This window comes from Brevundimonas sp. UBA2416, assembly GCF_002343105.1.
In the GTDB taxonomy this organism is placed as follows: domain Bacteria; phylum Pseudomonadota; class Alphaproteobacteria; order Caulobacterales; family Caulobacteraceae; genus Brevundimonas.
On record NZ_DDRM01000039.1, the window covers coordinates 30,495 to 54,895 of the forward strand.

The window sequence follows — 24,401 nt, forward strand, 5'->3', positions numbered from 1 at the left end:
AGCTTGAGGATCAGCATGTGCTCGGCGAGCCAGCCCTCCTCGCGCGCCTGCGCCGAGGCGATGCGCAGCGCGTGGCATTTCTTGCCCAAGAGCGCATTGCCGCCGTAGCCCGATCCGTAGGACCAGATCTCTCGGGTCTCGGGATAGTGGACGATCCATTTGTCGTCATTGCAGGGCCACGGCACATCGGCCTGACCCTCGGCCAAGGGCGCGCCGAGGGTGTGGACAGCCGGCACAAACACGCCGTCCTCGCCCATCAGGTCCAGCACGGGCTGGCCCATCCGGGTCATGATGCCCATCGAAATGGCTACATAGCCGCTGTCGGTGATCTCGACGCCGAGGGCGCTGAGCTCGGAGCCGAGCGGACCCATCGAGAAAGGCACGACGTACATCGTGCGGCCGGCCATGCAGCCGTCGAAAAGGCCGTTCAGGCGCGCCCGCATCTCCACCGGGTCGGCCCAGTTGTTGGTCGGGCCGGCGTCGGCCTTGTCGGCCGGGCAGATGAAGGTCCGGCTCTCGACGCGGGCCACGTCCTTGGGGTCCGAGGCGGCGTAATAGCAGCCGGGGCGTTTGGTCTGGTCCAGTTCGCGCAGCGTGCCCTTACCGATCAGATCAGCGACGATGGCGGCCTTCTCGGCCTCCGAACCGTCGCACCAGTGAACCCGCGCAGGCTTGGTCAGGGCGGCGATCTGCTCGACCCAGGCGATAAGGCCGGCGTGTTTGGTGGGAGCCGGGTGAAGGCCTTGGATGGCGGATGCGGTCACAATCACTCTCCTGAACGTCGCCCGGCGATCTGCGCCGCCGTGGCTCTCCCTTGCGTGGCATCACGCAATGTTTCAGGCGCGGAATGACATCTTAGGCGACGCGGCGTCAACCGATGCACGTTTCAACCTCTCGCGAGCGGGGCGCCCGGAGGGGCCTGCATATTTCCGGTCGCCGGAAGGCGTGGCGCGAGGTATCGGGGCGGCCATGCAGACGATGGACCCGATCCCGGCGACTCCTGGAGCCGCCCTCGCCTCGCCCGCCGTGGCGCGGAACACGGCGCCGATTCTCGAGGTTCTCAAGGCCCATATGCCGGGGCGCGGGCGGGTGCTGGAGATCGCGGCGGGGTCGGGCGAGCATGCCGTGGCCTTCGCCGCCGCCCTGCCCGGTCTGGACTGGACCCCCAGCGATCCTTCGGCGGAGGCGCGGGCCAGTATCGCGGCATGGGCTGCGAGCGCCGGTCTGCCAAACCTGCGCGCGCCGCTGGCCCTGGACGTGCTGGACGCGGCGACCTGGCCGGAGGGACCACTGCAGGCGGTGGTCTGCATCAACATGATCCACATCAGCCCGTGGGCCGCGACAGAGGGCCTGATGGCGCTGGCTGGAAGCCGGCTGGCGGTCGGCGGCCTCCTGGTCCTGTACGGGCCGTACCGGGAAGCGGACGCGCCGCTCGCTCCGTCCAATGCGGCGTTTGACGAGAGTCTCAAGGCCCGTGATCCGGCCTGGGGGCTGAGGGACCGGGACGCGGTGGCGGCGGTCGCCAAGGCGGCGGGACTGGCGCTGACGCGGCGGATCGAAATGCCGGCGAACAATCTGATGCTGTTGTTCCGGCGTGTCTGAGCGGCCTTGCGCTTCTTACGGGGATGTGGCGGCATCCCGGCCAAGCTGGCTGAAGCTGATTGAAAGCGCCGACATGAAACCTCTCCTTCTTGCGGTGGCCGTTCTGGCCGTTGCGGCGCCGGCCTGGGCGCAGACGCCGCCGACGGCGGCGCCGGCCGCCGCGCCGGCTCCGCCCCTGTCCTATGGCGCGCCGATCGGGCTGGAGACGGCGCAGGCGCTGATCGATCGGGCCATCGAGGCCGGCCGTGCCCGCGGCTTCCGTCTGGCCATCGCCGTAGTCGAGCCGTCGGGGGAGCTGGTGGCCTTCGGGCGGATGGACGACGTCCAGTACGGCTCGATCAACGTCGCCCAGGACAAGGCCCGGTCCGCGGCCCGGTTCCGGGGTTCCTCCGCCGCGGCGGAGGAGCGGTTGGCCGCCGGGCGCATGGCCCTGCTGGCCATCGACGGGATCGTGCCGGTCGCCGGCGGCGTGCCGATCGTGGTCGACGGCAAGGTGGTCGGGGCCATCGGCGTCTCGGGCGCTTCGTCGGCGCAGGACGACGAGGTCGCGCGGGCGGCCATAGCCGCCGTCCTCGGCGGCTGATCGGCCGCTGGACCCGGCGCCCCCCTGCGGCTACGGACCCGCATGGCGTTTTCCAAGACCTATGACGGCGACGCGCCGGTCCGGATCAACAAATGGCTGGGCCAGAGCGGCGTCTGCTCGCGGCGCGAGGCGGATGCCCTGATCGCTGACGGCCTGGTCTCGGTCGACGGCGAGGTGGTCGCCGACGCGGGCCGCAAGCTGGAGCCGGGCCAAACCCTGACCCTCAGCGACCGGGCCACCGCCCAGCTGGCAGAGGGCGTGACCATCGTGATGCACAAGCCGATGGGCTATGTCTCGGGCCAGCCGGAGCCGAACAAGCTGCCCGCGGTCCGGCTGGTCACCGACAACAACCGGGTTGGCGAAGGCGTGACGCCCGCGGACGAGGTCTCCCTGCCCCCGATCGGCCGGCTGGACGAGGACTCGCGCGGCCTGCTGCTGCTGTCGTCGGACGGGGTGGTGGCCAAGGCGGTGATCGGACCGGAGTCCGATCTGGACAAGGAATATCTGGTCCGGGTGACGGGCGATATCACCGAGAAGAAGCTGAAGATCCTGCGCCACGGCCTGATGCTGGACGGCCGGCAGCTGAAGCCGGCCTATGTCAGCCGGATGGAATCCTTCCGGCTGAAATTCATCCTGCGCGAGGGACGCAACCGCCAGATCCGTCGGATGTGCGAGATGGTCGATCTCGAGGTGGTCGATTTGATCCGTATACGGATCGGACCGCTGAAACTCGACAACCTGCCCGAGGGCAAGTGGCGGATGCTGACCCCGGAAGAGCGGGCGGCGCTGGTCGGCTGAAGGGTCGAAAGGGTACGGTTTCGCCGGAAAAATTGCGGACCCGATTTCAGGAATCCGGCCACCGCGGGTCGGGGGGCGTGCGCCGGGCCCTGGGCGGACGCGGCGCGGTTGGAGCTGACTGTCAAAGACCGGCCCGGCGGGCATTCAAGCAGTATGCACGCGCGTGCGTCAGATACGGTCGCAGGGGCCGGCGCACCGTCGTCGGGAGGGTCGGAAGGGCGCCTTCGGGGCTCGCGAGGGGCGAGATTATACGGGGCGGGAAGACACTGTTTCAGACGTCCTCGGCCGGAACGCAGGTCAGCCGGACCGCCTCGCCGCCGATCCGCTCGTGCGCCGTGACTTTCAGCGGCGGGCGGGGGCCGGCGAAGAAGGGCGCCCCCTGCCCCAGAACGACGGGGTGGATGTAGAGCCGGTATTCGTCGATCAGGCCAAGCTCGGTCAGGCTGTGCGCCAGAACGGGCCCGCCGACGTGAATTTCGCCGTCGAGCTCGGCCTTCAGCTTGCGGACCGCGGCCCCGACGTCGTCGGCGATCAGTGTGGCGTTGGGGCCGACCGAGGTCAGGGTGTGCGACACGACCCATTTGCGCTCGTTGCGCCAGACGTCCGCAAACGCACGATGATCGTCGGTCCACGCGGGATCGTCCTGCTCCCAATAGCGCATGATTTCGTAGAGCTTGCGGCCGTAGATCTGGCCGGTCGCGCTGCGCACCACCTCGATCCAGTGCCGGAAGAGCGCCGGATCGGGCATGAATTTGTCGTGGTCGACATAGCCGTCCAGGGAGACATTCATATCGAAGACGAGGCGGGCCATGCCGATAGTCTGCGGGCTGGAATGCGGGCTGACCAGCCGCGAGTTCCGGTCGCCGGGAATAGCCCAAGGCCCGTGCTGCTGCCGAACGACCCGAAGCGCGCACGGGGCCTGTTCGGGTGGCGCTGGAACAGGGTTCAGCGACGGCCCCGGCACGCGACGGCCACACAATCGCCGATGGCCCTGGGGCCGATGACCTCGTACAGGTCACGGATGCCCTTCAACGCCGAAACCCTTGACGCCGCCTTCGTGCGCACGGTCCTGGCCGCCTCGAACGACTGCATCAAACTGCTCAACCTCGACGGCGACCTGACCTTCATGAGCGAGGGCGGGCAGAGGGTGATGGAGGTCAGTGACTTCAACCAGCTGCGCGGCTGTCCCTGGTCGTCCTTCTGGGAAGGCGAGAGCCATGCCGAGGCCGCCCGGGCGGTGGTCGAGGCGCGGGCCGGGCGCAACTACCGCTTCCAGGGGCCGGCCAATACCGCCAAGGGCAATCCGCGCTGGTGGGACGTACAGGTCACGCCCGTCTTCGGCCCGGACGGCAAGCCCGAGAGCCTGCTGTCTGTGTCGCGCGACATCACCGAGCTGAAACGCTCCGAGGAGCAGCACCAACTGCTGGCGCAGGAGCTGAACCACCGGATCAAGAACGTCCTGGCCATGGTGCAGGCGATCGCCAGCCAGACCTTCCGCGCCACCTCCGATCCTGTCGAGGCCAGGCTCGCCTTCATCGACCGGCTGGGCGCCCTGGGCTCGGCCCAGGATCTGCTGACCCAGACGACCCTGACCGGCGCCCGTCTTGCCGACATCGTGGCCGACGCCTTCCGTCCCCATGGTCGCGAGGGTCAGGTCACCGTCTCGGGACCCGACGTCGACCTGTCGCCACGCTGCGCCCTGGCCATGTCGCTGGCGCTGCACGAGCTGACCACCAATGCGATCAAATACGGCGCCCTGTCCGCCGACGGCGGACGGGTGACTGTGCACTGGACGGTGACGCCGCTCGGCGACGACACGGCCTTCGTCCTGACCTGGACCGAAAGCGGCGGCCCCCCGGTGGCGCCGCCGACCCGCACGGGCTTCGGGACCGGCATGATCCAGCGGGCCCTGTCAGGCTACGTCGGCGGGGCCACGACCCTGACCTATGAGCCGGCGGGGGTGGTGTTCACCCTGACGACGACGCTGGACGCGTTGACGGCGGATGTGATGTAGCCACGGCGCGTCCGCCACTGGACGCTGGCCGACCAGCGTGGCCTTATCCGCGACCGATCAGGGTTCAACGAGGGACGGTATGGTTGTGCGCGGCGTCGTTGGGGTGCTCGTTCTGCTGGGCCTGTCCGCCTGCGCCCCCACCCTTCGGCATCCGACCGCCTTCGGCACCGATTGCGAGGCGTTCGACGCCGACGTGACCTGCGTTCGCGTCTTCTACGGCTCCAACCGGGCGATCGTCGCCACGGCGCAGGGCGACGCGGAGGTGGATGTCGATCAGGTGGCGCGCGGCGACGCCGGCGAACTGCGGCTGGGACGGGCCGATGTCTGGCTGCCGCGGCTCAAGGCCGACGGGACGCCGCGTGAACGGGGCGAGACCCCCCTGCTGACCGGAGAACCGCCCGAGGACCCGAACCTGCTCGAACGCTATGTGATGATCACCCGCATCACCGCCCAGGGTCGGGACCGCTTCGTCGAGGAACTGGGCGAGGCGGTTTCCGACACCAACGGCGAGCCGTCGATCCTGCTGTTCGTGCACGGCTTCAATGTCGGCTTCGAGCCGGCCCTGATCAGCTCCGCCCAGCTGACGGTCGACCTGCGCGAGGACCGGCGGTTCGATCCGGGGGCGCCGGTGCTGTTCGCCTGGCCGTCGCAGGCCTCGGTCACGCCCTGGGCCTATTTCGGCGACCAGCGACTGGCCGACGCCGCCGTGCCCCATCTGAACGCCTTCCTCGACCTGCTTCTCGACGAGGTCGGCCCCGCGCGGATCAACATCATCGCCCATTCGATGGGCAACCGGGTCCTGACCCAGGCGCTGGAGGACTATGCCGAGGCCCGTCTGCTGGACGGGAACCGCCCGGAGGTGGAGTTCCGCATCATCCTGGCCGCCGCCGATGTCGAGCGCGACGTGTTCGGCATCGTGGCGGGCAAGCTGGACAATCTGCAGCCCAACGTCACCGTCTACGCATCCGATGACGACACCGCCTTGTGGGTGTCGCGCGTGCTGAACCGCCGGCCACGTCTCGGCCAGACCGACGGCGACCGGCCGTGGATCCGGGACGTCCCCGGCTACACCACGATCGACGCCACCCCGGTGGCCAGCACCCTGTTCGGCCTCGGCCATGGCTACTATTCGGACAATCCCTTCATCCTGAACGACATCCGCTGCGCCCTGGCGGACCTGCCGATCGACGACCGCGCCCTGGACCCGGCGCGGTACGACGGGCGGCCCGACGGACAGACCTATTTCCTGACCCGGTCCGGCGGCGAGGCCTCGGATGACAACTGCGCCCTGCGCCGCCGCTACAAGCCCGATGCGCCGGAGACCGTGCGCGCGGATGAGGAGGAGCCGGTCACCTCCGCCCCGCCTCCGCCCGTGCTTGAGCCGGCCGGACCGCCGCCGCCGCCCGTGGTCGCGCCGCCCTCCGGCTCGCGCGACTATGAGGTCTATTTCGACTCCGGATCGATCGCCCTCGACCCCGAGGCCATGGTGCGGATCGAGCGGGCCGTCCGCTATCGCGACAGCAGCGGCCTGATGCGGGTGATCGTCACCGGCCACGCCGACGCCGTCGGCTCGCGCGAGGTCAACGCCCGCATCGCCCTCGCCCGCGCCCGCGCGGTCGCCGACCGTCTGATCGCCCTGGGGGTGCCGGCGTCCATAATCGAGATCCGGTCCTACGGCGAGGACCGGCCGCAGGCGGTGGGGCCGGAGGACGGGCCGGAACGCGAGAACCGCCGCGTGGATATCCGGATCGAGGGGGAGCGCTAGGACCTTGCCGTCCCGGAAGCGCAGCAGGCGCTATGCGGGACTGACGTCACCGATCGATGAAGTCAGGTCGCCATACAGGTCGGCCCAGTTCGGATTCGCCTGTTCGACCAGAGCGAATTTCCAGGGCCGCAGCCAGCGCTTGATGCTCTTCTCTCGCCGGATCGCCTGATCGACGTAGCGATGGTGCTCGTACCAGACGAGACAGTCCGTGCCCCGCGCGCGGCTGTAGCCATCGATCTGGCCGTGCTTGTGCTCCCCGATCCGCCGGATCAGGTCGTTGGTCATGCCGACATAGAGCCAACCGCAGGGCCCGCTGGCGACGATGTAGACCCAGTAGCTGTGGTCAGCGCTGCGCATGGAACACAACCTTGTCGTGCGAACATCAGGTCGTCAAGATTGCACCACCTTGTCATCCCGGCCGAAGCGAAGCGAAGAGCCGGGACGGCCCGACGCATCAAATACATCGCTCCCGGACAGCCCGCTTGGGCTGAGCCGGGAGACAGCCGGACGCCGCACGACAGCCGAAGGGGGCGCTGTCACACCGGGGGCCCGAGGGGGCTGTTCGGAAGCCTCCGGTACACCCTGACGACCGAGGTCACCTCAACCCGTCTCCCGGCTCAGCCCAAGGGGGCTGTCCGGGAGGAGATCGTGGTTTGTCAGTCCCGTCCCGGCTCTTCGCTTCGCTTCGGCCGGGATGACAAGGAGGGCCCTTGGGAGTGACCGAGATGCACACCCACCTTCTTCTCCAGCAGCGCCACCAGCTCCGGCTGCATGAAGGCGTAGTCGTCGGGGATGTCGAGGCAGATCACCCGCGCCCGCTTCAGCTGGGCCCTGAAGCGGCGCTGGAGTTTGGCGCGGTGGGCGCGCTCCATGACGAAGATGACGTCGGCCCATTCCACCAATTCGGCCGAGCATTGCTCCTCCGCATCGGGCGCCAGGCCGGCAGAGGCGGTCTCGACGCCGGGCCGGGACGCGAACACCTGCTCGGCCGTGGGCGAGCGGAGGCGGTTGCGGGAGCAGAGGAAGAGGAGGTTGGTCAGAGTGCTACGGTACTGCCAAAATCGCCAATTATCTCCGCGTAATCGGCACCGTAACGACGCTTGATCCTCCTTACCGCATCTTCAATCAGCTTAAGCTCGTCATCAACATCCACAGTACTAGGTTTTTGACACACAATCGCATCGCTCAGCTTCGTGTGTGCGTTGTGAGCAGCTAAGCGGGCATTGATCCACAAAAGTACCAGCTCGCTGTCAGGACTCGCGTGGATAGGAATTCGCTCTAGGCTCGACGTATTGCTTCCAAGCCCGGTCCTACACTCCAGCTCCTTCAAATATTTTGTTGATCTTTTTATTGCGCCACATTCATCTTGAATTATTGCAATATTCTCAAGAACGTCACAGCACATCGCTATCACCGCGGCAATATACGATCTATCAAGCCTATCCTGCTTCTTGGCTTCTCTTACATTTGTTTCGGCCAGCGTCCGCTGAGTGTTGTGCAGCGCAATCCAAATCGCGCCAAAGGTAGCGACCGCTGCGACCCACTGAGCCAACGCTCCGACTTCCAACTTTCCGCCCCAAGCGACCGACCCGGCGATGACGCCGGCAAGGGCCATCAACGCCATAGCCAGCCAAAACTTCGCCCACGCGTCCGACATCAGGATCCCCTACAGCGGAATATTATCGTGCTTCTTCCACGGGTTTTCCTGCTGCTTGTTCTTCAACGTCCGTAGCGCCCGGATCAGCCGGCGCCGCGTCCCGTGCGGCATGATCACGTCGTCGATGTAGCCCAGGCCCGCCGCCACGAACGGGTTGGCGAACTTCTCCTTGTACTCGGCCTCGCGCGCCGCCAGCGCCTCGGGGTCGCCGGCCTCCTTGCGGAAGATGATCTCGACCGCGCCCTTGGCGCCCATGACGGCGATCTCGGCCGAGGGCCAGGCGTAGTTGACGTCGCCGCGCAGGTGTTTGGAGCTCATCACGTCATAGGCGCCGCCATAGGCCTTGCGGGTGATGACGGTCAGTTTGGGCACGGTGGCCTCGGCATAGGCGAACAGCAGCTTGGCGCCGTGTTTGATCAGGCCGCCGTATTCCTGACGCGTGCCGGGCATGAAGCCGGGGACGTCGACGAAGGTGACGAGCGGGATGTCGAAGGCGTCGCAGAAGCGCACGAACCGCGCGGCCTTGCGGCTGGAGTCGATGTCGAGGACGCCGGCCAGCACCTGGGGCTGGTTGGCGACGACGCCGACGGTCTGGCCGTCGAGGCGACCGAAGCCGGTGACGATGTTCTTCGCGAAGTCCGGGCCGATCTCGAAGAATTCGGCCTCGTCGACCGTCTTCAGGATCAGCTCCTTGATGTCATAGGGCTGGTTCGGATTGGCCGGGACCAGGGTGTCGAGGCTGGCCTCGTCGCGCTCGGGGTCGTCATAGCTGTCGCGGACCGGGGGCTTTTCGCGGTTCGACAGGGGCAGGAAGCCGATCAGGCGGCGGACCTCGCTGAGGGCTTCCAGATCGTTCTCGAAGGCGCCGTCGGCGACGCCGGACTTCTGGGAGTGGACGCGGGCGCCGCCCAGGTCCTCGTGGGTGACCACCTCATTGGTGACCGTCTTCACCACATCGGGGCCGGTCACGTACATGTAGGAGGTGTCCTTCACCATGAAGATGAAGTCGGTGATGGCGGGGGAATAGACGTCGCCGCCGGCGCAGGGGCCCATGATGACGCTGATCTGGGGAATGACGCCCGAGGCCAGGGTGTTCTGCAGGAAGATGTCGGCATAGCCGGCGAGGGCCTCGACCCCCTCCTGGATGCGGGCGCCGCCGGCGTCGAACAGGCCGATGATCGGGGCGCCATTGGTCAGGGCCATGGTCTGGATCTTGACGATCTTGGCCGCATGCGCGCCCGAAAGAGACCCGCCGAAGACGGTGAAATCCTTGGAGAAGACATAGACCAGACGGCCGCCGATGGTGCCGCGGCCGGTGACCACGCCGTCGCCGGGGATACGCTGGTTTTCCATGCCGAACTGGGTCGAGCGGTGCTCGACGAACATGTCGGTCTCCTCGAACGAGCCCTCGTCGAGCAGGACGGCGATCCGCTCACGCGCAGTCAGCTTGCCCTTGGCGTGCTGGCTGGCGATGCGGGTCTCGCCGCCGCCGAGACGGGCGCCGGCGCGGCGGGCTTCGAGCTGGTCGAGGATGGTCTTCATGCGGCGTCTCCTTGAGCGGGAGGCTTAAGGATGGCCGGGGGCGGAGGCAAGCGGGGACGGCAACCGGGCTCCGCTGGCTGGTTCATCACAAAGGACACCAAGGGGGCACGAAGGACACGAAGGGAGCCTGCCCGTCCCGAAGGGACAATCAAACCTGAGGCATACAAGGAATGCCGCTTCGCGGCGCCGCACCGGACCCTTTGTGCCCTTTGTGGATCCTTCGTGCCCTTCGTGATGAACCTGCGCGCTCCGGGGTCTATCCCGCGAACCCCTCCCCCAGCCGCGTCGGCGCGGTCATGGCGGCGAGGCGCTGGAGCTCGGCGACATGGGCGGCGAACGCCTTGCGGCCCTTGCCGGTCAGACTGGCCCAGGTGCGCTGGCGACCGTTTTCGGAGGTCTTGGTCAGCGCGACATAGCCCGCCTCCTCCAGCTGCTTCAGGTGTTTGGACATCACTGAGTCCGAGACCTTGATGGCGTCGCGCAGCATGGCGAACTCGGCGTCGACGCTGGACAGGATGGCGCAGATCTGGAGCCGGCCCGGCGCGTGGATCAGGGCGTCGAAGACGGGAGCCACGCTCATCGCGGCAGCTCCGCCAGGTCCTTCCTGTAGGCATTCATCCACAAGCGGCCACTGAAGCCGGCGACGATCCAGGTCAGGGCTCCGGCCGCCCAGGGAGCCCAGGCGGGGCCGTCGAACAGCCGCGTCCAGAGGCCCAGACCCATCATCGCCATCATGAAGGCGACCAGACCCCAGGCCACCCTGCCCGCCCGGCGCGGACTGTAGCCGTTGACCCACCAGCCGAATTTCTTCTTCCACCACTGCACCATCAGCACGACGCCAAGCATGCAGAAGATGAAGACGGTGGTGTTCCAGGGCGCCGGCAGGCCCGTGCTTGCGACGATCACGGCGAGGACGCCGCCGTAGGCGAAATCCCACCAGACCGGATAGTCGAGGTCCCGCCCGATCCCGGCACGGGCGTCCCGGATGGAGGCCAGGGCCTCGTGGGGGTCTTGGTCTTGCGTCATCGGGAAACCTCACTTTCCAATACGGAAAGCGTAGCATGACTTTCCATCATGGCAAGTGATTATTTTCCAGATTGGAAAGTCGTGCTTGCCCGCCGGGGCTGGCCCGGTCCCGGGAGGGAGCCGTGACGGGGCATGACCGAACGGTAATGCCCGCGAACGAAGTCTTGCCGCAAAGCTTGCCAAGCTGCGCCTCCTTTCTCCCCGAACACCGGAATCGTTCATGCGTTTCGCCCACTGGTCTGCGTCCGTTTTCGCCCTCGCCCTGATGGCCGGCGCCTCCTCCTGTCTGGCCCGGCCCGCGTCAGAGCCGGACCGTGACGCAGGACGGCGGTCGGACCTGATCCTCGCCTCCCTCGTGGAGAGCAACGGCGTGCCGGGCATGGCCGGCTCGGTATGGCAGGACGGCCGGATCGTCTGGACCGGCGCGGCCGGTTATGCGGATGTCGAGGCGGGACGCCGGGTGGACGGCGACACGATCTTCCGCCTCGCCAGCGTGTCCAAACTGTTCGCGGTCATGGCGGCAGGCCGCCTGCGGGAACAGGGACGACTGGATCCGGACGCCCCGGTGCGCACCCTTTTGCCGTGGCTGCCCGACCGCTGGCCGGACATTTCGGCGCGCCAGCTGGCCGCCCACACCTCCGGAGTACCCCACTATCAGACCGTGGACGCGGACCGCGGAAGCGTCCGGTACGCGTCGGTGCGCGACGCCGTCGCCCTGTTCCAGGACCGGGAACTGCTGGCGCCGCCGGGGCAGGCCTATGTGTATTCGTCCTGGGGCTACGTCCTGCTCAGCGCGCAGGTCGAGGCGGCGGCCGGTGCCTCCTACCTCGACTATCTCAAGGCCGAGATCACGCCCGGGCTCGAGATTGTCCCCGATGCGACCGATGGCGACAATCCTTACGCCTCCCGCGCCTATGCGTTCACGGACAGTCGCGCCCGCCCTGCTCCGTCGCACGACTTCAGCTACACTTGGGGCGGCGGCGGTCTGGGTGGAACCGCGCCGGCCTTGGCGACCTGGGGCGGGCGCGTGCTCGAAGGGCAGGTCGTGGCCCGCGACACCTTCGAATGGATGCAGCAGCCGATGCCGCTGAACGGCGGCGGCGTGGCCGCGGACGACACCTATCAGGTGGGGTTCGGCTGGCGGGCCGAGCGGGACGCCCATGGACGCCGGCTGGCGCATCACGCAGGCGTCACCGTCGGGGCCCGCAGTTCGCTTGTGCTCTATCCCGACCACGCCACCGCGACGACCGTGCTGTCCAACGCCCTCTGGGTATCCTCAATCGACGTGACGGCGCAGATGCTGGCGGCGCCCTTCCTGCCGGTAGAACGCGACGGGCCGGTCATCGACTGCCCGGTGGGCGCGGCGCCATATACGGGAACCTGGGGCGAGGCCGCGATCGCCGGAGAAGCCCGCTTCGAGGTGCGCGACGGACTCTGCCTTGGCGATCTGGCCATCGCGCCGGGCAACGCCTTCGGCGACATGCTCAATGGTCAGCCGCAGGGCGACAGCGCCACCCTGAAGGTGATCGGCGTCGAGGCGGGCGAAGGTCTGGGCCGCGCCGCGCTGGTCACCCCCATCGGCGTCTACGACTTGCGCGGCCAGGGTGACGGACGCTGGTGGAGCCCACTGGGCGGCGGCGCCCGTTCGCTGTCGATCCGGATCGACTAGGACCGTCCCAACGCCCGGAACCAGTTGTCCAGCAGCACGGCCTCGGCGCGGCGGGCGGCGGTGCGTTCGGCGGCCTCGGCGTCGACGCCCCACTGCCGTTCCTGGAAGGCCTCGTCGAGACGGCTGAGCTCGAAGGCCGCGTCGCCCGTCAGCACGCCGCGCTGGAGCGCCATGGCGAGGACCGCCGAACCCAGCAGGGGCGTCGCCAGGGCCAGGCCGGTCAGGGCGAAGTCGTCGAGCCGCAGCGCCAGTTCAGTGACGCGGGCGATGGCGGCGGGGTCCTGGGCCCGGTGGCAGATGCCCTCGGCGGGTTCGAGGACGACGCCCAGTTCGATCGCCGCCCAGTCGCGCCACGGCGTCCATTCGCGGGCCTGCTCCACCGCCAGCGAGGTCGGATGGTCGGCGAGGTAGCAGAGAAGGTCCGAGCCGGCGAAGGCGGCGATCTCCTCGGCCACGGCCTCGCGGACCTGGCTGACCCGGTCGATGGCGGTCGAGGCCAGACGGGTGGCGGGCATGGTCGCGGGATCGATAAACTCGCCCTGGGCGGCCCATTCGTCGGCCGCCAGCCGCGCCGCGGCCTCGGTCGGCAGGCGCAGGGGAGCGTGGGCGGGCGTCTTCGGCGTGCGGCCGTCCAGCGTGACGGCCCAGCCGCCCTCGGCTTCCGCCACGTCGACCGCGGTCCAGAAGCGTTTGAGGCGCTCTTCGGACTCACGGAAGCCCTTGCGGGCGGCGACGTTGGGATCGAGGGGCGGGATGTGGCTCATGCGAGGTCTCGGGCGGTCTCAGGCGGCGCGTGTCAGGTCGGCGAAGCCGTCCAGCACCACGGTCAGTTCGGCGAAGGATCGGGCGACGTGGCGGGCCCCGGCGGCCTGCTGTTCCTCGACCGTATGGAAGCCCCAGGCGACGCCGAGCGGGAGGACGCCGGCATTGATGGCCATCCGGATGTCGTGGGCGGTGTCGCCGATCATCAGGGTGGTGGCCGGACAGGCGTCGCAGGCGGCCATGGCGGCGTGGAGCATGGCGGGGTCGGGCTTGCCCGGCCCGTCCTCGGCGCAGTGGGACGAGATGAACATGTCGGCCCAGCCCTCGCGGGCCAGGTTGCGGGCCACGCCGCGGCGATTCTGTCCCGTCGCCAGCGCCAGCCGCCAGCCGTCGCGATGCAGGCGACGCAGGGTGGCCGTTGCCTCGGGATAGAGGGGCTCCTCGTGCCCCTCTTCGTACATGCGGTTGAAGCTGGCGCGGAAGCCGGCGACGAAACGGGCCAGGGTCGGCGCATCGAGCCCCGGCTCCAGCACCGACATGGCGTGCTCCAGCGACAAACCGACGATCTTGCGGACACGATCGTAGTCGGGCTCGGGCAGGCCGATGGCCCGCGCGGCCTCGCAGGCGGCGCGATGGATCGAGGCGCGGCTGTCGACGAGGGTGCCGTCGATGTCGAAGACTGCGAGAGGTCGGCTCATCGCTGCCGCTTCACCCCTTCGAACGGATCGCTCTCGTCGCCCTCGGACTCCTCGAAGCCGAAATGGGCCATGCCGGCCTTCATCTCGGGGCTCAGCGGCGCCGTCACCTTCAGCATGCCGCCGCGCGGATGCTCCAGCTCGATGCTGCGGGCGTGCAGCTGCAGTTTCAGCGGCCCGGACAGCTCCTTCGACTTCTCGTCCCCGTATTTCGGATCGCCGAGGATCGGATGGCCGATGCCGGCCATGTGGGCGCGTAGCTGGTGGGTCCGGCCGGTGAAGGGGCGCAGGGCCATCCAGCTGGCCCGGTGGGCGGCGCGGCTGATGGTGGCGAAGGCGGTCTCGGCCGGCTCGGCGCGCGGGTCCTTGCGGTCGGCCGGGCGCATCATCTCGAAATCGTTGATGCCGGTCTTCTTCAGCGGCATGTCGATCTGGCCGGCGGCGGGCTTGGGATTGCCGATGACGATGGCCCAGTAGGTCTTCTTCGCCTGACGCCGGGCGAAGGCCCCGGCCAGCCGCTTGGCCGCCTCCGGCCCCTTGCCGAGCAGCAGGACGCCGGAGGTGTCGCGGTCGAGCCGGTGCACCAGACGCGGGCGGTCCATCCCCTCCCCCCAGGCCGACAGCAGGCGGTCGACGTGGCGGCTGGTCTTGGTGCCGCCCTGGACGGCCAGGCCGTGGGGCTTGTTGATGGCGATGACCATGTCGTCCTCGTAGAGCACGAGGGATTTGGCGAACTTTATATCCTGTGGGGACAGGGTGTGGACGTCGCCGGCCTGGCGCGAGGTGTCGTCGGGGATCGGCGGGACGCGCACGGCGGCGCCTGCGGTCAGCCGGCCTTCGGGCTTGATGCGGGCGCCGTCAACGCGGATCTGGCCGCTGCGGGCCATCTTCTGCACCTGGATGTTGGACAGGTGCGGCCAGCGCCGGCGGAACCAGCGGTCGAGACGAATGCCGTCCTCGGCCTCGGCGACATAGATCGTCAGCACCTCGCGCTTGGGGGCTGGTTCGGACTCTTGAATGGGTTCGTCAGTCAAAGGGGGGCTCCGAAGGCGCGGCGGGCGACCATCAGGCCGATAAACAGGGCGGCGATCGACAGGACCACCGAGGCGGCGACATAACCGCCCGCCATGGCCAATTGACGGCGCTCGATCATCAGCGCCGCCTCCAGCGAAAAGGCCGAGAAGGTGGTGAACCCGCCCAGCACCCCGACGGCGGCGAACAGGCGCAGGCTCTCGCTGTGGGCGCCGCCCCGGAACGCCAGCCAGCCCGCCAGCAGCCCCATCAGCAGGCCGCCGGCGACATTGACCGTCAGCGTGGCCCACGGCCACTGGGCGCCCGGAAGCAGGCGCTGGGCCCAGACGCCGGCCCCGTAGCGGGCGACAGCGCCGAGGGCGCCCCCGGCTGCGACGATCAGAAGACGTGTCATATTGCGGCGCTTATACTCGACCCGGCGACAAAACGAAGGAGGCGCATGTGCTCGATCTGGGACTGGCCATTCTCCACCACATCCTGGTCTTCGGCCTTGTCGCCCTGCTGGCGATGGAAGGACTGAGCCTGAAGGAAGCCACGGTCGACCCGGCCCGGCTGGTCAGGGTGGACGGTCGCTACGGTCTCGTCGCGGGCCTCGTCGTCGCCATTGGCGTCTGCCGGGTGATCTGGGGCGGAAAGGGCTGGGCCTTCTACGAAGCCAACCCCTTCTTCTGGGGCAAGGTGGGCCTGTTTCTGGCCCTCGGCCTCGTCTCGATCGGGCCGACGCTGCTGTTCATCCGCTGGCGCAAGACCTCCGCGGGCGCCGTCGCCTTCACGCCCCCCGCGCAAGAGCTGAAGCGCGAGCGGACATGGGTCGGGCTGGAGGCGCTGCTGCTGGTTCCGCTGCTCGCCTGCGCCGCCGTCATGGCGCGATATCCGTTCTGACTCAAACTTCACTTGCCGGGAGGCAGGGTTAACGCCGATATCTAGCCTGCGGCGCCGCTTCGCGCCCGAGGGGAACGCCGTCCGCCCGGCGGCGCGATCTGCCATACTGCAGGGCTGACGATTCAAGGGACCGCCGAAGCGCCATGTCGCACGACGATCACAACCACGGACACGGCCCCGGTCATGGGGGCCACGCGCCGTCCGACGGCGGCCATGGCGGCCACGGTGAGGACGCGCGCCTGCACGCCGCGCCGAACCCGCCGCCGCGCGGAGCCGAGGACAGCCCCAACCGCGCCGTGCCGCCGCCGACGCCGAACCACGGCCGCGCGCCCCTGCGCGGCGGCGACGGCATTCTGCGCCCCATTTCCGAGAGCGAGTATTTCTCCGCCACGCCCGAGGCCGAGGCGATCGTCAGCTCGCATATCGACGAATATTTCAACCAGCCGCTGGACATCTTCCCCTTCTGGGAGACGGACGGAAAGCCGGATCGCTTCCACGTCCTGTTCGGTCGCCAGATCGAGGAGCGGTTCCCGGTCGACACCGACATCCGCAGCCGCATCCACAGCTACGGCCGCCGCGTCTTCAAGGCCCTGATCGTCCACGTTTCGGTCAAGCGGCTGAGCCAGGCCGGGGCAATGGCCGCCTTCGCCGTTCTGGCCATCCTCGGCCCGGGCTGGTTCACGAACTGGACGGGCTCGGAAGCCATGGGTCTGGGCCTCGCCGCCGGCGCGATGATCGCCGCCTTCGGCATTTTCTGGGGTCTGCAGGCCGTGCTGTTCATCCAGTACCGGTTCCAGCTGGAAAACGACTCCTACGAACTGTCGCGCGAGGTCGTTCAACGGACCCGTGAGCTGCAGAACCTGTTCACCACCGCGCGCGCCATGGCCGATCAGGCGGAGACCCAGTTCCAGCAGGACGGCAAGGGCTGGGGCCAGCGCGCCATGTACCTGACCCGGCTGACCATGTGGCTGGGCGCGCGGATGGAATATCTCGAAAAGCACGTTCAGATGGAGCTGTGGCGGGTCCGCCGCGAGCGCTACTGGATGCGGTGGGCGCAGCGGATCATGACGCCGATGGTGCTGATCGTCGGCCTCGTGGTGCTGGCGCTCGAGACCGCGCCGGAGACGGGTGAAGTGGGTTTCCGCGCCCTCCAGGGACTGGCCGCCGTGCTGGGCGTCCTGGTCAGCTGGCTGTCCTATTTCCGCTGGCGCACGCCGGTCGCGGCAATCCAGGACAAGCTGGGCGTCGACGGCTGGGTCCGTTACGCCTCGCTGGACGTCGACAACGCCGTCTCGGATCAGGTGCGGCGCGACAAGGAGCGGCTGGTGGAATACCGGGCGCTGACGCGCGGCGGGCGGTAGCGGCGGCTGCGCCGCCAGTGGCTAGTGGCTAGTGGTTAGTGGTTAGCCGCCGCTTGTGCGATGGCGCGGTCAGCGCCGCCCTTCCGCTGCCAGAAGGGCCGCAATCACTAACCACTAACCACTAACCACTAACCACTCCTACCGCCGCAGCCCGTCCTGGACGCCGCGGGCGTCATAGGCGTTCGGCCGGTCCGGACGCGCCCCGTTGCCCATCACCACCTCAAGCGTGGTCGAGGTCGGCGAGGGGCCGCTGAAATTCAGCCCGACGCCGACGCCGACACCTGACGTCGAATAGCTGCCATAGCGTCCCGACCCACGCCCGGCGCCGTAGCCGACGCCGACGCTGGACCGCAGGCCGCCGGCGCTCTCCGGGCGGCCGTCGGTCCAGCGCTGGGTCACCTCGAACCAGTCATAACCCTCGGCCGTGGTGAGCTCCGCGGCCCGCAACAGCGCCATGTCCATGACCGGCCCGGGGGCGCCGACGCCGTTGTAGGTGACGCGGAAGCGATTGGATTCAATCCGCTGCTCGGCATAGCCCTGCCCGCCCGGCCCCATCTGGGCTCCGTATGGGGCGAGGCTGGCGCAGGCCGACAACGCCAGACCGGCGGCGGCGATCAGGGGCAGGGTCAGGGTCAGGCGGGTCATGGCGGGTCTCCGGACGTGTGGAGAATAGCGCGAGTCGGACAGCGTGGTTCCGGAGGGCCTAAAGCCCCGCCGCGGCCTTCAGCGCCTCGAAATCCTCGGGCGGCGGCGCCTCGACCGTGCGGTAGCCGCCTTCCGGGTGTGGAAACACCAGCTTCGCCGCGTGCAGCATCAGCCGCGGCGCGGCGCGGCCGGCGAAGGTCAGGGCGCCGCCATAGCGGGCGTCCCCGGCCAGCGGTCGGCCGATTGAGGCCATGTGAACGCGCAGCTGGTGCATTCGCCCGGTGGCGGGGTCCAGCTCGACGAGCGCGCCGTCGTCGGTGGCGGAAAGCGTGCGGTAGCGGCTCAGGGCCGCCTGCGCGCCCGGCGTATCGGGCGTGACGGCGCGCATATAGCTCTCGCGGCCGATCTCCTGCCGCAGCAAGGGTGTTTCGATGGTCCCTGCCCTGGGCTCCGGGGCGGCGGACAGCAGGGCCAGATAGGTCTTCCTGAACCGCCGCGCCTGCATGGCCTTGCCGAGGAATCCGGCGGCCGGCTTGGTCTTCGCCGCCAGAATCACGCCCGAGGTGTCGCGGTCCAGCCGGTGCACCAGATCAGGCCGCTTCCCGTTCGAGCGGGCAAAGGCCCAGAGCAGATCATCCAGCGTGTGCGCCTGGATACGGCCGCCCTGGCTGGACAGGCCGGCGGGCTTGTTGAAGGCGATCACGGCCTCGTCCTCGTGGATCACCCACGAGCGGACGGCGGCGATCTCGGCCTCGGACAGGGAAACGGGGGAACGGTCGGTCACGGCGCCTGCATAAGCGAAAGACCGACCGTCCGTCAGCCCCTCAGCGCAGGACGCGCTTGCGGACCATCATCCGGCTGTACATGACGAAGACCAGACCGAGCACGAAGATGACGGCGCTGAACACCATCCCGGTCGTGCCCATCACGGCGGAGCCGCCCGACATCTGGCCGTAGACCACGCTGACGGCGAAGGCGATCAGTGAGGCCAGGAATGCCTGAAAGGCCCATTTGCTGCGCAGAAGCAGCAGCAAGGCCCCGAGAACCCCGCCCCAGACGCCGATCGCCCAGACGGCCTCCATCCACATCGGGAAGTTCTCGAAATAGGCCCGCTGCTCAGCCGTGAACTGCGCCAGATAGGCGGCGTTGTTGGTCTGGGTCATCACATAGTCGTAGCCGCCGTAACCGTTCCACAGCAGGGCGACAGCGCCGATGGCCCACAGGTGCCACGGCGTCCTCACGGTCATATCGCTCATCTTCCCCTCCCAAGGTTGATCGATGGCGCGGAAGCTAGACCCAAAACCGCCGTTACGGCAACGTCAGCCCGCCGGGACCCGCCACGGCGGGTTCACGCGGTTTTCGCCGGCGAAATACAGGCACATCCGGTTGCCGTCGGGGTCACGCAGGCGCGCCTCGCGCCAGAGCCATCGCTGGTCCTCCGGGTCGCTGTCGAAGACGATGCCGGCCGCCTTGAGGGCCGCGACACGGGCGTCGAGGTCGTCGCATTCGAAATAGACCATCGTCCCGCCGGGCGCGGGAGCCTCCGCCAGGTGGATCGAGAAGGTCGCGCCGCCCGGGCAGAGGAAGCGGGCGTAGTGGTCGCTCGACACGATCAGCTCCAGCCCGAGCCGCTGGTAGAAGCCACGGGCGCGGGGGATGTCGGCGACCTCGACGGTGATCTGGTTGAGGTTCAATTTCCATCCTTTTGCCGCGCCGCCCGCAGCGCCGCCCAGCGGTCGAGGCGCTCCTTCACCTTGACCTCATGCCCCTCGCCCTTCGGGGCGTAGAAGACGCGGCGCTCCATCCCGTCGGGGAAGAAGTTCGCGCCGGAGAAGCCCTCGGGCGTGTCGGGGTCGTACTGGTAGCCCTGGCCGTAGCCGAGCGACTTCATCAGCCTCGTGGGGGCGTTGCGGATGTGGGCCGGGGGCATGAGCGAGCCGGTCTCGGCGGCGGCCCGCTTCGCCGCCTTGAAGGCTTCGTACACCCCGACCGATTTGGGCGCGGTGGCGAGGTGGACGACGGCCTGGGCCAGCGCCAGTTCGCCCTCGGGAGAGCCGAGGAAGTCGTAGGTGTCCTTGGCCGCATTGGCGACCAGCAGGGACAGAGGGTCGGCCTCGCCGATGTCCTCCACCGCCATGCGCACGATGCGGCGCGCCAGATAGAGCGGATCCTCGCCGCCGTTCAGCATCCGCGCCAGCCAGTAGAGGGCGGCGTCGGGATCGGAACCTCGAACAGATTTATGCAGCGCAGATATGAGGTTATAGTGCTCTTCTCTGCTCTTGTCGTAAGCGGGCGCGCGTTTCTGCAGGATGCCGGCGAGGGCCTGGACATCCAGCGGCTCCGTCGAGGTCAGGTCGAACAGCACCTCGGACATGGTCAGCAGATAGCGGCCGTCGCCGTCGGCCAGGGCCACCAGGGCGTGGCGCGATTCCGGGGTCAGGGGCAGGGTCTTGCCCTCCTGCGCTTCGGCCCGAATCAACAGTTGATCGAGCGCCGCGTCGTCCAGCCGCTGCAGCACATAGACCTGTGACCGGGACAGCAGGGCGCCGTTCAGCTCGAACGACGGGTTCTCGGTCGTGGCGCCGACGAGGGTGACGATCCCCTCCTCCACGAACGGCAGGAAGCCGTCCTGCTGGGCGCGGTTGAAGCGGTGGATCTCGTCGACGAACAGCAGGGTCGACTGGCCGGCGGCGCGGCGCATCCGGGCGGCCTCGAACGCCTTCTTCAGATCGGCGACGCCGGAGAAGACGGCGCTGATTTGCTGGAACTGATAGCCCGCCGCCTGGGCCAGAAGGCGGGCGATGGTGGTCTTGCCGGTGCCCGGCGGCCCCCAGAGGATCATGGAGCCGAGGCGTCCGGCCTCGACCATGCGCCGGATCGGTCCGCCGTCGCCCAGGAGATGATCCTGACCCACGACCTCTTCCAGCGTGCGCGGCCGCAGCCGGTCAGCCAGCGGCGCGTCAGGAGGATGGATGCCGGAGGCTTCGAACAGGTCGGTCATGGACGCTCACAGATAGGCGTTCCGGGCGCGCATTTCACGCGTTAGTGTGGCTGCGAAGCGAGGAGAGCGCGACTTGGCTGACGACCACACCGCACAGGGCCCGACGACGGGCGTCACCCCCCACCTGACCATTCCTTCGCGGGGTGGTCAGGCGGCAATTGAATTCTACACTCGCGCCTTCGGGGCCGAGGAAGTGCGGCGCATGCCGGCCGAGGACGGCGAGCGGCTGATGCACGCCTATCTGAGGATCAACGGCGGCGACGTCCTTCTGCACGACGAGTTTCCCGAATATGGCCACGAGCAGGACATGGTCCCCAAGGGGGTCACCATCCACCTGCAGGTCGACGACGCCGACGAATGGTGGAACCGGGCCATCCTGGCCGGCGGCGTGCCCCTGTTCCCGCTTTCGGATCAGTTCTGGGGCGACCGCTACGGCCAGCTGCGCGACCCGTTCGGCCATACCTGGTCCATTGGGTCTCCGATCAAGAAGACCTAACGCACCACCAGCACGCCGCGCTGTCCGCGCCGCTCGACCAGCAGCTGCGATCCGCGCGGCAGGTTGGCGAGTTGCTGCGGCGAGGTCACCGCGCGGTCGTTGACGGCCATGATGACGTCGCCGGTCTGGAGGCCGACGCCTCGCCGGGCGTAGCTGTTGGACGCGACGCGGCCGACGACCACGCCGGTGGCGAAGGGATCGCCGCCGAGGCTGTCGGCGAGGGCGGGATTCAGGGCCAGAACCTGGGCGCCGGTCAGGCCGCCCGACTGGATCACCAGCGCGCCCTGCACATCCGCATTCCCCGGCAAGCGCTGCACGCGCGCGTCCACGATCAGCGGCCGGCCGTCGCGCAGCACGGATACCCGGACGGTCTCATTGGGCTCACGGGTGCCGACGCGGAAGTTGAGGCCGCCCTGGCTGTTGACCTCGGCGCCGTCGATGGCGGTGATGATGTCCCCCATCCGCAGGTCGGCGCGGTCGCCGGGCCCGTCCGGCCAGACCTCGGTGACCACCAGGCCCTGCGGCCGGTCGAGGCCGAGGCTGCGGGCCACGTCGGCGCTGACGGTCTCACCCTTCACGCCCAGCCAGGGGCGGATGACGGCGGTGGCGCCGCCGACGGCGGAATCCACCACCCGGCGCACGGCCGCCGCGGGCACGGCGAAGCCGACGCCAGAGGACGAACCCGAGCGCGAGAAGATGGCCGTATTGATGCCGATCAGGTCGCCGTCCATGTCGACCAGGGCGCCGCCGGAGTTGCCCGGATTGATGGCTGCGTCGGTCTGGATGAAGGAGCCGCTGTCGGAGATGCCCGTCTCGGTCCGGTTCAGGGCCGAGATGATGCCGTTTGTCACCGTCTGGCCGACCCCGAACGGATTGCCGATGGCCAGCACCAGATCGCCGACCTGCTGTTCCTCGCGGTCGTCGATGTTCAGGGTCGGCAGGCGCTCATTGACGCCCTCCAGCTGCAGCACGGCAAGGTCCGAACGCTCGTCGGCGAGAATGATGCGGGCGTCGAACTCGCGGCGGTCGTTCAGCACGACCCTGATCTGCTGCATGCCGTTGATGACGTGATAGTTGGTCACCACCACCCCGTCGGCGCGGACGATGACGCCGGAACCGACCGAACCGACCTGCTGCGCGCGGGGGCCCTGCCCGAACATCGACCAGAAGGGGTCCTGCACCTGCTGGACGCCGCGCGCGGAGACATTGACCACGGCGGGCGCTGCGGTGCGCACCACGGGGGCGAAGCTGGACTTCATCGCCAGGGCGTCGCCGGGGACGACGCGGTCGTCCGCGAAGACTCCGTCCTGGGCCCGGCTGTCGGTCGATTGGCCGAGACCGGCAAGGATCAGAACGGCGGCGAGGGCGACGGCAGGTGTTTTCATGGTCATCCGATAGGTCAGAAGATCGAAAGCCGGACCATTCCGCTACGGATTCTGGACCGTATCAAGGCGTCGGTGACGCCTCAACGGCTGCCGATTCCTGACGTTCCGCCTGACGCCCGACCCACCAGCCGATCACAGCCGCCAGCAACAGGGCGACGGCCGCCAGATAGAAGGCCAGACCCGGATCGGTCAGGATCCGCACGGCGGCGAGCTGAATTCCGGCCGACGCGGGAGCCAGGACGTCTGCGATCCAGAGGCGCGTCTCTATCGCGCCGTCCCCGACGGAGAAGGAATAGACCCAGCCGAAGAACAGCGGCGACATGACGCCGGCGATCGAGGCGACGCTCATGTTCGCGCCCTGCAGCTGACCCTGTTCGTCCTCGCCGACGCGGCGCGTCATCAGGGACTGCAGGGTCGGCATGGCAAGGCCCCACAGGGCGTTGGGCAGCATTGCGACAATGAACCAGAGGCCGTCGGGCGCCCAGCCCATGGCCGCGATGCCGAGCGTGCCGCCGACCAGCCCCAGCACCATGGTCATCCGGTCGCCCAGCCGTTTGACGACCGGTCCGACCAGAACGCCCTGCACCAGCATGTCCAGCACGCCGACCAGCGCCAGCAGCAGGCCGACTTCCCTCGGGCCCCAGCCGTAGCGATAGGCCGCATAGAGGACGAAGACCGCCGAAAAGACGTGGTGGGCGAAATAGAGCAGGAAGTTCACGACCGCGAGGCCGCTGAGTTCGGTGTGCCGTTTCAAAAGGATGAGGGCGCCGACCGGGTTGGCGCGCTTCCAGCTGAACTTCATCCGCTTCTCGACGGGCAGGCTCTCGGGGAGAACGATCAGGCCATAGAAGAAGGCCAGGGCGGACAGACCCGCTGCGAACCAGAACGGCACCCGCGGCCCGAACTCGCCGAGGAAGCCGCCGAGAATGGGCCCCAGCACGAAACCGCCGGAGAAGGCCGCGCCGATCAGCCCGTAGGCGCGGGCGCGTTTCTCGGGCGCGGTGATGTCGGCCATATAGGCATAGACGGTGGTGAAGCTGGACGAAGTGATGCCGGCGATGATCCGCCCGAGCGCCAGCCACCACAGGTCCGGCGCCACGGCCATGAGCACATAGTCGAGCGACAGGCCGGCGCAGCTGATCAGGATGACGGGGCGACGGCCGTACTGGTCCGACAGCGAACCGATGATCGGCGAGCAGACGAACTGCATCCCGGCCCACAGGGCCACGAAGACGCCGTTGATCCAGCCCGCCTGCGCGTTCGACCCCACGAACTGCTGGATCAGCTGCGGCAGGACGGGGATGATGATCCCCATCGCCACGATATCGAGCACCGCCGTCACGAAGATGAAGGCGAGCGCGGCGCGATGGGAACGGAGGCGGGACAGGGTGGACATGGGGTCTTCCGAAAGGGACGCGCCTTCTAGCGGACGGAAAACCCTGCGTCCAAGTCCCGCAAGCCGAGGTTGCGAAACCTTAATGCCATG

Annotated in this window: 27 protein-coding genes and 1 pseudogene; 9 read left to right on the forward strand and 19 right to left on the reverse strand. The window is 68.5% G+C overall.

From position 1 onward, the window contains the following. A pseudogene (locus B3E43_RS12670) lies at positions 1-764 on the reverse strand (phosphoenolpyruvate carboxykinase); the annotation flags it as partial. Between the two features lie 181 nt (positions 765-945). On the opposite strand from B3E43_RS12670, the gene B3E43_RS12675 reads away from it, so the two are divergent. The 3 genes from B3E43_RS12675 to B3E43_RS12685 all read left to right on the forward strand — a co-directional run bounded on the left by B3E43_RS12675 (position 946) and on the right by B3E43_RS12685 (position 2,983). Continuing rightward, positions 946-1,602 (forward strand): DUF938 domain-containing protein, encoded by a 657-nt coding sequence (locus B3E43_RS12675; RefSeq protein WP_292030050.1) that lies wholly within the window; start codon positions 946-948, stop codon positions 1,600-1,602. Between the two features lie 73 nt (positions 1,603-1,675). After that, a complete protein-coding gene (locus tag B3E43_RS12680) occupies positions 1,676-2,185 on the forward strand; it encodes a GlcG/HbpS family heme-binding protein (protein WP_292030053.1) in 510 nt (169 codons plus the stop codon). A gap of 42 nt (positions 2,186-2,227) precedes the next feature. Continuing rightward, positions 2,228-2,983: a pseudouridine synthase gene (locus B3E43_RS12685; RefSeq protein ID WP_292030055.1), complete on the forward strand. Its 756-nt coding sequence runs from the start codon at positions 2,228-2,230 to the stop codon at positions 2,981-2,983. A gap of 271 nt (positions 2,984-3,254) precedes the next feature. Here B3E43_RS12685 and B3E43_RS12690 read toward each other — a convergent pair whose 3' ends face one another. Then, on the reverse strand, positions 3,255-3,794 hold the full coding sequence (locus tag B3E43_RS12690; protein ID WP_292030057.1) for a dihydrofolate reductase family protein: 540 nt from the start codon (positions 3,792-3,794) through the stop codon (positions 3,255-3,257). Positions 3,795-4,004: 210 nt separating this feature from the next. On the opposite strand from B3E43_RS12690, the gene B3E43_RS12695 reads away from it, so the two are divergent. After that, positions 4,005-4,997 carry an HWE histidine kinase domain-containing protein gene (locus B3E43_RS12695; protein WP_292030059.1) on the forward strand — a complete coding sequence of 331 codons (993 nt, stop codon included), beginning with the start codon at positions 4,005-4,007 and terminating at the stop codon, positions 4,995-4,997. An 85-nt stretch (positions 4,998-5,082) separates the two neighbouring features. After that, positions 5,083-6,762: an alpha/beta hydrolase gene (locus tag B3E43_RS12700; protein WP_292030061.1), complete on the forward strand. Its 1,680-nt coding sequence runs from the start codon at positions 5,083-5,085 to the stop codon at positions 6,760-6,762. Positions 6,763-6,792: 30 nt separating this feature from the next. Here B3E43_RS12700 and B3E43_RS12705 read toward each other — a convergent pair whose 3' ends face one another. The 6 genes from B3E43_RS12705 to B3E43_RS12730 form a co-directional block, all read right to left on the reverse strand. Beyond that, positions 6,793-7,119, reverse strand: coding sequence for a GIY-YIG nuclease family protein (locus tag B3E43_RS12705; protein ID WP_292030063.1), 327 nt, complete (start codon positions 7,117-7,119; stop codon positions 6,793-6,795). A 299-nt stretch (positions 7,120-7,418) separates the two neighbouring features. Continuing rightward, complete coding sequence (locus B3E43_RS12710) at positions 7,419-7,742, reverse strand: low molecular weight protein tyrosine phosphatase family protein (protein WP_292030066.1); 324 nt, start codon at positions 7,740-7,742, stop codon at positions 7,419-7,421. Positions 7,743-7,798: 56 nt separating this feature from the next. After that, positions 7,799-8,419, reverse strand: coding sequence for a hypothetical protein (locus tag B3E43_RS12715; protein ID WP_292030068.1), 621 nt, complete (start codon positions 8,417-8,419; stop codon positions 7,799-7,801). A gap of 9 nt (positions 8,420-8,428) precedes the next feature. Then, complete coding sequence (locus tag B3E43_RS12720) at positions 8,429-9,961, reverse strand: acyl-CoA carboxylase subunit beta (protein ID WP_292030070.1); 1,533 nt, start codon at positions 9,959-9,961, stop codon at positions 8,429-8,431. A gap of 256 nt (positions 9,962-10,217) precedes the next feature. After that, positions 10,218-10,541 (reverse strand): winged helix-turn-helix domain-containing protein, encoded by a 324-nt coding sequence (locus B3E43_RS12725; RefSeq protein WP_292030072.1) that lies wholly within the window; start codon positions 10,539-10,541, stop codon positions 10,218-10,220. Then, entirely contained in the window at positions 10,538-10,987 is a 450-nt protein-coding gene (locus B3E43_RS12730) for a hypothetical protein (RefSeq protein ID WP_292030074.1), read from the reverse strand. Before B3E43_RS12730 ends, B3E43_RS12725 begins: the two co-directional genes overlap by 4 nt. 220 nt (positions 10,988-11,207) lie before the next feature. On the opposite strand from B3E43_RS12730, the gene B3E43_RS12735 reads away from it, so the two are divergent. Next, the gene (locus B3E43_RS12735) at positions 11,208-12,656 is read left to right on the forward strand and encodes a serine hydrolase domain-containing protein (protein ID WP_292030076.1); all 1,449 of its coding nucleotides are present in this window, start codon (positions 11,208-11,210) and stop codon (positions 12,654-12,656) included. Here B3E43_RS12735 and B3E43_RS12740 read toward each other — a convergent pair. The 4 genes from B3E43_RS12740 to crcB are packed head-to-tail and all read right to left on the reverse strand — an operon-like array spanning position 12,653 to position 15,539. After that, complete coding sequence (locus tag B3E43_RS12740) at positions 12,653-13,420, reverse strand: ATP12 family chaperone protein (protein WP_292030078.1); 768 nt, start codon at positions 13,418-13,420, stop codon at positions 12,653-12,655. The two genes, B3E43_RS12735 and B3E43_RS12740, sit on opposite strands and share 4 nt — an antisense overlap. Before the next feature lie 18 nt (positions 13,421-13,438). Beyond that, entirely contained in the window at positions 13,439-14,116 is a 678-nt protein-coding gene (locus B3E43_RS12745) for an HAD-IA family hydrolase (protein ID WP_292030081.1), read from the reverse strand. Next, positions 14,113-15,147 (reverse strand): RluA family pseudouridine synthase, encoded by a 1,035-nt coding sequence (locus B3E43_RS12750; protein WP_292030083.1) that lies wholly within the window; start codon positions 15,145-15,147, stop codon positions 14,113-14,115. The genes B3E43_RS12745 and B3E43_RS12750 overlap by 4 nt, the downstream gene beginning before the upstream one ends. After that, on the reverse strand, positions 15,144-15,539 hold the full coding sequence (gene crcB, locus B3E43_RS12755) for a fluoride efflux transporter CrcB (RefSeq protein WP_292030085.1): 396 nt from the start codon (positions 15,537-15,539) through the stop codon (positions 15,144-15,146). The genes B3E43_RS12750 and crcB overlap by 4 nt, the downstream gene beginning before the upstream one ends. 47 nt (positions 15,540-15,586) lie before the next feature. Here crcB and B3E43_RS12760 point away from each other — a divergent pair, with 47 nt between their 5' ends. Together B3E43_RS12760 and B3E43_RS12765 are read left to right on the forward strand one after the other, a co-directional pair. After that, entirely contained in the window at positions 15,587-16,027 is a 441-nt protein-coding gene (locus B3E43_RS12760; protein WP_292030087.1) for a DUF2214 family protein, read from the forward strand. 143 nt (positions 16,028-16,170) lie between these two features. Further along, entirely contained in the window at positions 16,171-17,388 is a 1,218-nt protein-coding gene (locus B3E43_RS12765) for a hypothetical protein (protein WP_292030089.1), read from the forward strand. A 138-nt stretch (positions 17,389-17,526) separates the two neighbouring features. Here the strand turns inward: B3E43_RS12765 and B3E43_RS12770 are convergent, their stop codons facing one another. From B3E43_RS12770 to B3E43_RS12790, 5 genes are all read right to left on the reverse strand, one after another. Further along, positions 17,527-18,033, reverse strand: coding sequence for a CC0125/CC1285 family lipoprotein (locus B3E43_RS12770; protein WP_292030091.1), 507 nt, complete (start codon positions 18,031-18,033; stop codon positions 17,527-17,529). Between the two features lie 58 nt (positions 18,034-18,091). After that, positions 18,092-18,817, reverse strand: coding sequence for an RluA family pseudouridine synthase (locus B3E43_RS12775; RefSeq protein ID WP_292030093.1), 726 nt, complete (start codon positions 18,815-18,817; stop codon positions 18,092-18,094). A gap of 40 nt (positions 18,818-18,857) precedes the next feature. Next, positions 18,858-19,289 carry a hypothetical protein gene (locus tag B3E43_RS12780; RefSeq protein WP_292030095.1) on the reverse strand — a complete coding sequence of 144 codons (432 nt, stop codon included), beginning with the start codon at positions 19,287-19,289 and terminating at the stop codon, positions 18,858-18,860. Between the two features lie 63 nt (positions 19,290-19,352). Beyond that, complete coding sequence (locus tag B3E43_RS12785) at positions 19,353-19,727, reverse strand: VOC family protein (protein ID WP_292030097.1); 375 nt, start codon at positions 19,725-19,727, stop codon at positions 19,353-19,355. After that, positions 19,724-21,034 carry a replication-associated recombination protein A gene (locus B3E43_RS12790; RefSeq protein WP_292030099.1) on the reverse strand — a complete coding sequence of 437 codons (1,311 nt, stop codon included), beginning with the start codon at positions 21,032-21,034 and terminating at the stop codon, positions 19,724-19,726. The genes B3E43_RS12785 and B3E43_RS12790 overlap by 4 nt, the downstream gene beginning before the upstream one ends. A 73-nt stretch (positions 21,035-21,107) precedes the next feature. On the opposite strand from B3E43_RS12790, the gene B3E43_RS12795 reads away from it, so the two are divergent. Beyond that, on the forward strand, positions 21,108-21,530 hold the full coding sequence (locus tag B3E43_RS12795) for a VOC family protein (protein WP_292030101.1): 423 nt from the start codon (positions 21,108-21,110) through the stop codon (positions 21,528-21,530). Here B3E43_RS12795 and B3E43_RS12800 read toward each other — a convergent pair. After that, on the reverse strand, positions 21,527-22,915 hold the full coding sequence (locus B3E43_RS12800; RefSeq protein WP_292030102.1) for a trypsin-like peptidase domain-containing protein: 1,389 nt from the start codon (positions 22,913-22,915) through the stop codon (positions 21,527-21,529). The two genes, B3E43_RS12795 and B3E43_RS12800, sit on opposite strands and share 4 nt — an antisense overlap. A 61-nt stretch (positions 22,916-22,976) precedes the next feature. Continuing rightward, the gene (locus B3E43_RS12805; protein ID WP_292030103.1) at positions 22,977-24,311 is read right to left on the reverse strand and encodes a TCR/Tet family MFS transporter; all 1,335 of its coding nucleotides are present in this window, start codon (positions 24,309-24,311) and stop codon (positions 22,977-22,979) included. Positions 24,312-24,401: the final 90 nt, after the last annotated feature.

Excerpts from the sequence above, each read along its gene's own strand:
- B3E43_RS12680 (WP_292030053.1), top strand. The coding sequence starts at position 1,676 with ATGAAACCTCTCCTTCTTGCGGTGGCCGTTCTGGCCGTTGCGGCGCCG.
- B3E43_RS12685 (WP_292030055.1), top strand. The coding sequence starts at position 2,228 with ATGGCGTTTTCCAAGACCTATGACGGCGACGCGCCGGTCCGGATCAAC.
- B3E43_RS12690 (WP_292030057.1), bottom strand. The coding sequence starts at position 3,794 with ATGGCCCGCCTCGTCTTCGATATGAATGTCTCCCTGGACGGCTATGTC.
- B3E43_RS12695 (WP_292030059.1), top strand. The coding sequence starts at position 4,005 with ATGCCCTTCAACGCCGAAACCCTTGACGCCGCCTTCGTGCGCACGGTC.
- B3E43_RS12705 (WP_292030063.1), bottom strand. The coding sequence starts at position 7,119 with ATGCGCAGCGCTGACCACAGCTACTGGGTCTACATCGTCGCCAGCGGG.
- B3E43_RS12715 (WP_292030068.1), bottom strand. The coding sequence starts at position 8,419 with ATGTCGGACGCGTGGGCGAAGTTTTGGCTGGCTATGGCGTTGATGGCC.
- B3E43_RS12720 (WP_292030070.1), bottom strand. The coding sequence starts at position 9,961 with ATGAAGACCATCCTCGACCAGCTCGAAGCCCGCCGCGCCGGCGCCCGT.
- B3E43_RS12725 (WP_292030072.1), bottom strand. The coding sequence starts at position 10,541 with ATGAGCGTGGCTCCCGTCTTCGACGCCCTGATCCACGCGCCGGGCCGG.
- B3E43_RS12730 (WP_292030074.1), bottom strand. The coding sequence starts at position 10,987 with ATGACGCAAGACCAAGACCCCCACGAGGCCCTGGCCTCCATCCGGGAC.
- B3E43_RS12735 (WP_292030076.1), top strand. The coding sequence starts at position 11,208 with ATGCGTTTCGCCCACTGGTCTGCGTCCGTTTTCGCCCTCGCCCTGATG.
- B3E43_RS12740 (WP_292030078.1), bottom strand. The coding sequence starts at position 13,420 with ATGAGCCACATCCCGCCCCTCGATCCCAACGTCGCCGCCCGCAAGGGC.
- B3E43_RS12745 (WP_292030081.1), bottom strand. The coding sequence starts at position 14,116 with ATGAGCCGACCTCTCGCAGTCTTCGACATCGACGGCACCCTCGTCGAC.
- crcB (WP_292030085.1), bottom strand. The coding sequence starts at position 15,539 with ATGACACGTCTTCTGATCGTCGCAGCCGGGGGCGCCCTCGGCGCTGTC.
- B3E43_RS12765 (WP_292030089.1), top strand. The coding sequence starts at position 16,171 with ATGTCGCACGACGATCACAACCACGGACACGGCCCCGGTCATGGGGGC.
- B3E43_RS12770 (WP_292030091.1), bottom strand. The coding sequence starts at position 18,033 with ATGACCCGCCTGACCCTGACCCTGCCCCTGATCGCCGCCGCCGGTCTG.
- B3E43_RS12780 (WP_292030095.1), bottom strand. The coding sequence starts at position 19,289 with ATGAGCGATATGACCGTGAGGACGCCGTGGCACCTGTGGGCCATCGGC.
- B3E43_RS12790 (WP_292030099.1), bottom strand. The coding sequence starts at position 21,034 with ATGACCGACCTGTTCGAAGCCTCCGGCATCCATCCTCCTGACGCGCCG.
- B3E43_RS12800 (WP_292030102.1), bottom strand. The coding sequence starts at position 22,915 with ATGAAAACACCTGCCGTCGCCCTCGCCGCCGTTCTGATCCTTGCCGGT.
- B3E43_RS12805 (WP_292030103.1), bottom strand. The coding sequence starts at position 24,311 with ATGTCCACCCTGTCCCGCCTCCGTTCCCATCGCGCCGCGCTCGCCTTC.